6 protein-coding genes and 1 tRNA gene are annotated in these 6,342 nt (G+C 64.8%); 3 read left to right on the top strand and 4 right to left on the bottom strand.

Annotated elements, in window-relative coordinates; genetic code table 11:
• Positions 1 to 1,850: vWA domain-containing protein (locus tag V7116_RS24955; protein ID WP_324394716.1), on the bottom strand; the 1,850-nt coding region annotated here is incomplete at its 3' end.
• A gap of 267 nt (positions 1,851 to 2,117) precedes the next feature.
• On the opposite strand from V7116_RS24955, the gene V7116_RS24960 reads away from it, so the two are divergent.
• Positions 2,118 to 2,213: transfer RNA gene (locus V7116_RS24960), tRNA-Sec, on the top strand.
• 301 nt (positions 2,214 to 2,514) lie between these two features.
• Here the strand turns inward: V7116_RS24960 and V7116_RS24965 are convergent.
• The 3 genes from V7116_RS24965 to V7116_RS24975 all read right to left on the bottom strand — a co-directional run bounded on the left by V7116_RS24965 (position 2,515) and on the right by V7116_RS24975 (position 4,990).
• A complete protein-coding gene (locus V7116_RS24965) occupies positions 2,515 to 3,549 on the bottom strand; it encodes a prephenate dehydrogenase (protein ID WP_324394717.1) in 1,035 nt (344 codons plus the stop codon).
• A gap of 284 nt (positions 3,550 to 3,833) precedes the next feature.
• Positions 3,834 to 4,352 (bottom strand): HD domain-containing protein, encoded by a 519-nt coding sequence (locus tag V7116_RS24970; protein WP_324394718.1) that lies wholly within the window; start codon positions 4,350 to 4,352, stop codon positions 3,834 to 3,836.
• A gap of 2 nt (positions 4,353 to 4,354) precedes the next feature.
• Entirely contained in the window at positions 4,355 to 4,990 is a 636-nt protein-coding gene (locus V7116_RS24975) for a site-2 protease family protein (protein ID WP_324394719.1), read from the bottom strand.
• Positions 4,991 to 5,126: 136 nt separating this feature from the next.
• Here V7116_RS24975 and V7116_RS24980 point away from each other — a divergent pair, with 136 nt between their 5' ends.
• Positions 5,127 to 5,327 carry a DUF951 domain-containing protein gene (locus V7116_RS24980; protein WP_324394720.1) on the top strand — a complete coding sequence of 67 codons (201 nt, stop codon included), beginning with the start codon at positions 5,127 to 5,129 and terminating at the stop codon, positions 5,325 to 5,327.
• A gap of 192 nt (positions 5,328 to 5,519) precedes the next feature.
• A partial coding sequence (locus tag V7116_RS24985; protein WP_324394721.1) for an MGDG synthase family glycosyltransferase occupies positions 5,520 to 6,342 on the top strand: 823 nt, incomplete at its 3' end.

The raw sequence follows: 6,342 nt of genomic DNA on the forward strand, positions 1-6,342 counted from the left end.
TCCGGCGTATTCGTTGGCGTATCGGTCGGTGTATTACTCGGCGTATTGGTCGGGCGCGGCGTCCGGGTCGCGGTCGGTTCCGGCGTATCCGTCGCGGTATTCGTTGGCTGCGGCGTATCGGTCGGCGTATCGGTCGGTGTGCGCGTCGGACGCGGCGTGCGCGTGGGCGGTTGTGTCGCGGCGCGCTCTTCGGATGTGGCTTCCGGCGCGAACGCGACTTCCGTCGGCTCGGTGGTGGGCGTCAGAGACGGTTCCGGCGTGTCGCTGGGGGCGGCAGTCGCGCTGGCCGTGCTGGTCGGCTGTGGTGTGTCGGTTACCGTGGCGGTGGGCGTCGGCGTTTCGGTCGGCGACGGCGTGTCCGTCGGGGTATTGGTCGGCGTCTCGGACGGTGTGGACGTTGGCGTGGACGTATCCGACGGGGTGGGTGACGGCGTGACGGTCGGCGTATTGGTCGGGGTGGCGGTCGGCGTCACGAACAGGGCCGGATCGAGCGTGAAGGTCCGGTCGAAGGTCGTCTCGCCGCTCGGATCGACCACCGCGATTTGCAGGGTATGCTGGCCCGGCCCAAACGGCAGCAGGTCCAGCGCCAGATCGAACGGCTCCCCGTCCACGCGGGCGGCTTCCTGGCCGTCCACGCGGGCGATGACCGCACTCACCGGCTGCTGGGCGCGATCAACGCTCACCGAGACGGTGATGCTGCCCTCGCTGACCACTGCGCCCTCGTCCAGCCCGCTGATCGTGATCTCCGGCGCGAGATCGGCCACGGTGAAGGACGCGCTCGTCTCGCGCGAGCCGCCTTCCGCGTCGGTGGCCTGGATCGTCAGGGTATGCTCGACGCCCGGCTCGAAGTCAAACGGATCGAGCGTGAGCGAGGCCTGGACGCTGCCTTCCACGAAGGGTTCGAAGGAAACATCGACCGGCTCGCCGTCGATGAGCACGGACTGCGTGCCGATGCCGCGCGGCGCGGTGATTTCTGCCGTGAGGGTGACGGGTTCCTCGAATGCCCCTTCCGGCAGGCCGTCAAGCGTCAACTGCGGGTAGAGATCCGGCGACTCGAAGTCGCCCTGGGCGCTGGTGTCGCCCGCCATCACCTCGACGTCGTGCGCCGCGCCATCCGGTTCCAGTTCCGTGCCGACCCGGATCACGTACTGCGTGCGCAGATACGACGCCAGATAGGCATACTGCGCGGTCAGCGTTTCCGAGGTCGGCGAGAGCAGCACAAGGCCGCGCGTGGACTCGGCCAGCTCCTGCAAATAGTTGGGATCGATGCCGTAGCCGATGCCAAACGTATAAAACTGGATGTTCTGGTCCTGGGCGAGCGTCACGGCGTCTTCCGCGAAATGCGTGCTGAGGCTGCCGTAGTTGTTGCCGTCGGTCAGGAACACCACAAACCGCCGGGGCGTGTTGGCCTGCGACGCGACGTCCGCCGCGGTATAGGCCGCATCCCACAGCGCCGTCGCGCCGTCGGCGGTCAGCCCTTCGATGGCCGAACGGACCGCGTCGAGATCGGTGGTGAAGTCCTGCGCCAGCTTGACGGTCGAGTCGAAGTCGATCAGAGCGACTTCATCGGCGAGCGCGAGGTTGTCGAGGAACGCCAGCGCCGCCTGCTGCGCATTTTCGAGCGGCAGGCCGGTCATGCTCTCGCTGGTATCCACCACCAGCACGACGGAGATCGGCAGTTCATTCCCGGTGACGTTTTCGACGGATAGAATGGTGGCCGGACTGCCGTCGATGGTGATGTTGAAGTCGTCTGCGGTGAGATCGGGAACGGGGACGTTGAAGGCATCCCACACGTTGACCAGGAGTGTCAGTTCCGGGAAGTCTTCCCGGTTGATCCCTCCAATCTCCATGCGGGCAGGTGTATTCCCTGAGCCGTCCTGGGCCTGGGTGAAAGCGAAAGGTGCGAACGCGATCACAAGAGCGAGTAATCCGAGCCAGCGCCAACGCATAAGGCATCCCCCGATCTGTGTACGGTTGACTCCGCACTTTTCATTATAATGGCAGACGTGCGTTTCTCGTGCAAACTGCTGTGTTAGAGTTCGGTTTTGGGGGAATGAGGTTGAGAAATGCGGGGGAATCGCCTACAATGTGGCATTCCTCCACGCGGGGATCGTGATGGGGGTGTATGAGTCCCGGTGGGCTTCCCGGTCTTCAAAATCGGCGGCGGGTCGCGCAGAGCGGGCCGCGGTGGGTTCGACTCCCATACACTCCCGCCTTTTTAAGCGAACAGCCGTTAGCGATTGGCGGTTAGCTGAAAAGCAAAGACCTAAGCTAACGGGACAACTATGATTGTTTCCCCCTGACGTTAATGCAAAGCGCGAGCAGTGGTCACCGTAGGGGTAGAGCTTGCTCTACCCGGCTTTTGCTCAACGGGCGGAGCAAGCCCCGCCCCTACGAAGTAAGCCAAGCCTCAGCGCCTTTTCGAAATGCTGAATAGGGTGCACCTGGGGCGTATCGCAATACGCCCTACGTTGTTTCGCCAATTGACAACGGCCAAATACGGACCGCCGACTGCTAATCCTCGTCTTCGTCATTGTCGCGGCGACGGCGGCGCATGCCGAGCATCCCACCGAGGGAGCCGAGCGGCCCGGCAACGCTATCGACGGCGGCGCGGCCTTCTTCCCACTGGCCGCTGAAGCGCTTCACGTCCCACTTATCCCACTCGGACAGCGCCTTGCTGGTGAACGCCTCGATGGTGTCCTCGTCGTCGTCGGCCAGCGCCTCGCGGAGCTGCTGGAGCACGTCGATCAGCGAATCCAGGTGGCGCGCGACGTTCGCGCTGTTGCGCTTCAACAGCCCGTTGATGTCGTCGGCGCGCTGCGTGCGCAAGCCCTGCATGGTGAGCGCCATGGTCGGGTTGATCATGCGGCGGAATTCTTTCCAGCCTTCGGACTGGGTCAGCATGTAAAACGTGGCCGTGCCGAGCAGACTCGGCAGAATTTCCGTCGCGGCGATCAGCCCGTCATGTTCGGCGGGGTCCATGAAACGCGCTTTGCCGCCTATCAGCCCGATCAGGTCTTCGGCAAGCTGGATCGCTTCGCTGGGCGTGCCGATGTCAGGCGTGACGAGCACTTCCGCTTCATCGAACAGATCCGCGCGCGCGCCCTCGACTTCCAGGTCCCCACTGTAGAGCGCCTTGGCGTTGACGATCGGCGTGATGCCGACCACGTACGCGACCGGGTTGCCCTGGGGATCTTTGGGGAAAAACTCTTTGGCATAGCCGAACACCGGCACCTTGAGCAGCGACGTATCGAGCACGACCGCGCCGCGCTTGAGATCGGGGCCGAACTGTGCGTACAGCTCTTCCGTCGCCCCGAACGGCGCGTTGACGATCAGCAGGTCGGCGTTGGCGGTCGCCTTGAGCACGGCCCGGTTGAAGTTATCGATCGCGCCCATTTTGTTGGCGTCTTTCATCGGTTGGGCGCGGGGATCGCTGCCGATGATGGTGAAGGTGTGCTGTCCCTTCGACGTGCTCTGGTAGCGCTTCAGCGCCAGCCCGAACGACGCTCCCAGGCGGTCCATACCGATGATTGCAACATTCACGTGCATGGTTGTGTGTCCTCTCCCGCGCGGGCGGGTGTGTGGCGGTGTCCTATTGATACTACGCGGTCAGGGCGCGAAAAGTTGAATAGAAGCAGCGGTTAGCAATGAGCGATTAGCCAGATCAAATTGAGTAACAGTTATACGACGCCTGTAGGGGCGTATTGCGATACGCCCCCAATAACCGTTAATCGTAGGGGCGGGGCTTGCTCCGCCCGGTTATCATCGTTGCTCACCGCGAGTTTCCGTAGGGGCAATTCACGAATTGCCCCGCGTGAACAGGCATAAAAACCCTAACTCCGGTCGTCCACGGCTTGCAGCGCGCGCAGCAGGCGATCCGTCTCTGTGGACGGCGGGCCGTCGAGCAGGTCCTGATGCCGCCGGATCAGCTCGACCGTGCGCGGCGTCGATCCGGCAGCGGCGGCCATCTCCGCGCCCCAGGCCGGGTGCTGCACGCTGACCGCGAACGGTCGCCGCCAGCCATGTGCGGATTCGCTGCCCCAGGCCCAGTAACGGGACGGCGCGAAGGCTTTCACCAGCACCACCAGCACCTTTTCGGGCAGGAAAAACGCCGTGCGGATCTTGCCCACGTCGTGCAGCAGCGCGGCGGCCAGCAGATCGGGATCGTCGTGCCCGCCCGCGAGTAAGGCGTCCAGCACACGCAGACTGTGCTGGCGTTCGGCGCGGCGCATGCGGCGGTACAGCGCGAACTGGTCGGGCGTCAGGTGGCGCGCGGCGCGCGTGTCGTCCACGGGACGTGCCCATGCGCCCAGCGCCCGGAAACCCTGGTATAGACGAGACGATACGCTCACCGTCACCACCCCAGGATCAGGTTGCGCAGCGCCGTCAGCGGCGGTCCCAATACCGTCCAGAGGATGTCCAGCCGCCCGCGCGTGATGACGCCCATCATCAGCAGCAGGAGCAGGATGAACGTCGTCTCGCGCTCGTAACGCGTGAGGTCGCTGCTGTAGCGCCAGGGCAGCACGCCCACCGCGATTTTGTACCCGTCCAGCGGCGACAGCGGCAGCAGGTTGAACAGGAACAGCACGAAGTTGAACATCATGACCGTGTAGAGCACGCTGTAGGTGAAGCTGCCGAGCGACGCGTTGGCGAGCGTGGCGCGCAGAATCAGCCCGACGACGATGCCGATCAGCAGGTTCATGACCGGCCCCGCCAGCGAGACGATCACCAGCCCGCGCTTCTCGTTGGGATAAAAGGCGCTGGGGTTGATCGGCACGGGCTTGGCCCAGCCGAACCCGGCCAGCAGCGCCAGCGCGATGCCGATCGGGTCGATGTGCGCGCGGGGATCGAGCGTCACGCGGCCCTGGTAGTAGGGCGTGCGATCCCCGAGGCGGTCGGCGGTCCAGGCGTGCGCGAACTCGTGCAGCGTGAAGCCGATCAGCAGGCCGATGGCCCGGCCCAGCAGCGTTTCGAGCGATACGTTGTACACTACGCCTCCGTGGGCTTCCTGTAAGTGTCCCGTCGCGCGGATTATAGCACGCCGCAACTGCGCGCGACGATCCGGCACGGCGCGGGTATAATCGGGGATCGGGCGGTGTTGGGCCGTCCGCGAGGATAGGCGAGCGATGCCAATCGAGATTCACCTGGGCGATGTGGTCCAGATGCGCAAAGAACATCCCTGTGGCAGCCGCCGGTGGGAGGTGTACCGCGTGGGTGCGGACGTCGGGCTGCGCTGCCTGGGCTGCGGCCACCGCGTCATGCTGCCGCGCCGCAAGTTGGAGCGCGCCGTGAAGCGCGTCGAGCCGCCGGAGAAAAGTAATCAGTGACCGGTTTTCAGTCGTTAGTTAAAGCAGAGCAAAGCCGTGCGGAGCAAGCCCCACTCCTACAAAACCGCCGGGGATTTTGCGTGTCTCCCCTCTCCAACTTGATTGGAGAGGGGCCGGGGGTGAGGTTTGCCTTTCGCTTTTGCTGAAAACTGATCACTGACCACTGACTGCTAAATACTGACCACTTCCTATATGAAACGTATCGTCTTCCTGATGTCCGATACCGGCGGAGGCCACCGCGCCGCCGCCGACGCGATCCGTGCGGCGCTCGACCAACGCTACCCCGGCGCGTACACCTACGCGCTGGTGGACGTCTACCGGCGTTATACCCCCTTCCCGTTCAACCGCATGCCCGAAATCTACCCGCGCTGGGTTCGCTATGCCGCGCCGACGTGGGGCTGGAGCTACGCCTTCGCCAACGCGCACGTCCGCGACCGGCTGGTGATGGGCGCGATCAAACAGATGTGGGATCGGGGCATGCGGCGGCTGGTGGCGGATCATCCCGCCGACGTGGTGGTGGGCGTGCATTCGGTGCTGGTGCGGCCCGCGCTGTGGGCGTTGAACCGTATGGGATCGAGCCGCCCGCCGTTCGTCACCGTGATCACCGATCTCGTCAGTACGCACGCGTTCTGGTACGACCGCGACGTGGATCGCTGCCTCGCGCCGACGCAGGCCGCGTACCGGCGCGGGCAGGCGTTCGGTCTGCGCCCGGATCAACTACGGATCACCGGCCTGCCGGTGCATCCCGGCTTTGTGCAGGGGTTGATGGGCAAGGCCGAGGCGCGGCGTAAGCTGGGCTGGGATGCGCGCCGCCCGGCGGTCCTGCTGGTCGGCGGCGGGGACGGCATGGGGCCGGTCTACGCGGCAGCGCGGGCGCTCAACGCGCGTCGCCTGGATATGCAGCTCGTGATCATCGCCGGGCGCAACCGGACGCTGCGCCAGCGGCTCGAAGCGGTGCGCTGGAATCAGCCGACGACGATTTACCCGTTCGTGACCAATATGCCGGAAGTGATGG

Origin of the sequence: Aggregatilinea sp. (genome assembly GCF_036822615.1) — a bacterium.
Classification (GTDB): domain Bacteria; phylum Chloroflexota; class Anaerolineae; order Aggregatilineales; family Aggregatilineaceae; genus Aggregatilinea.

Coding starts and splice junctions, on each gene's coding strand:
- V7116_RS24965 (WP_324394717.1), bottom strand. CDS start 3,549: ATGCACGTGAATGTTGCAATCATCGGTATGGACCGCCTGGGAGCGTCG.
- V7116_RS24980 (WP_324394720.1), top strand. CDS start 5,127: ATGCCAATCGAGATTCACCTGGGCGATGTGGTCCAGATGCGCAAAGAA.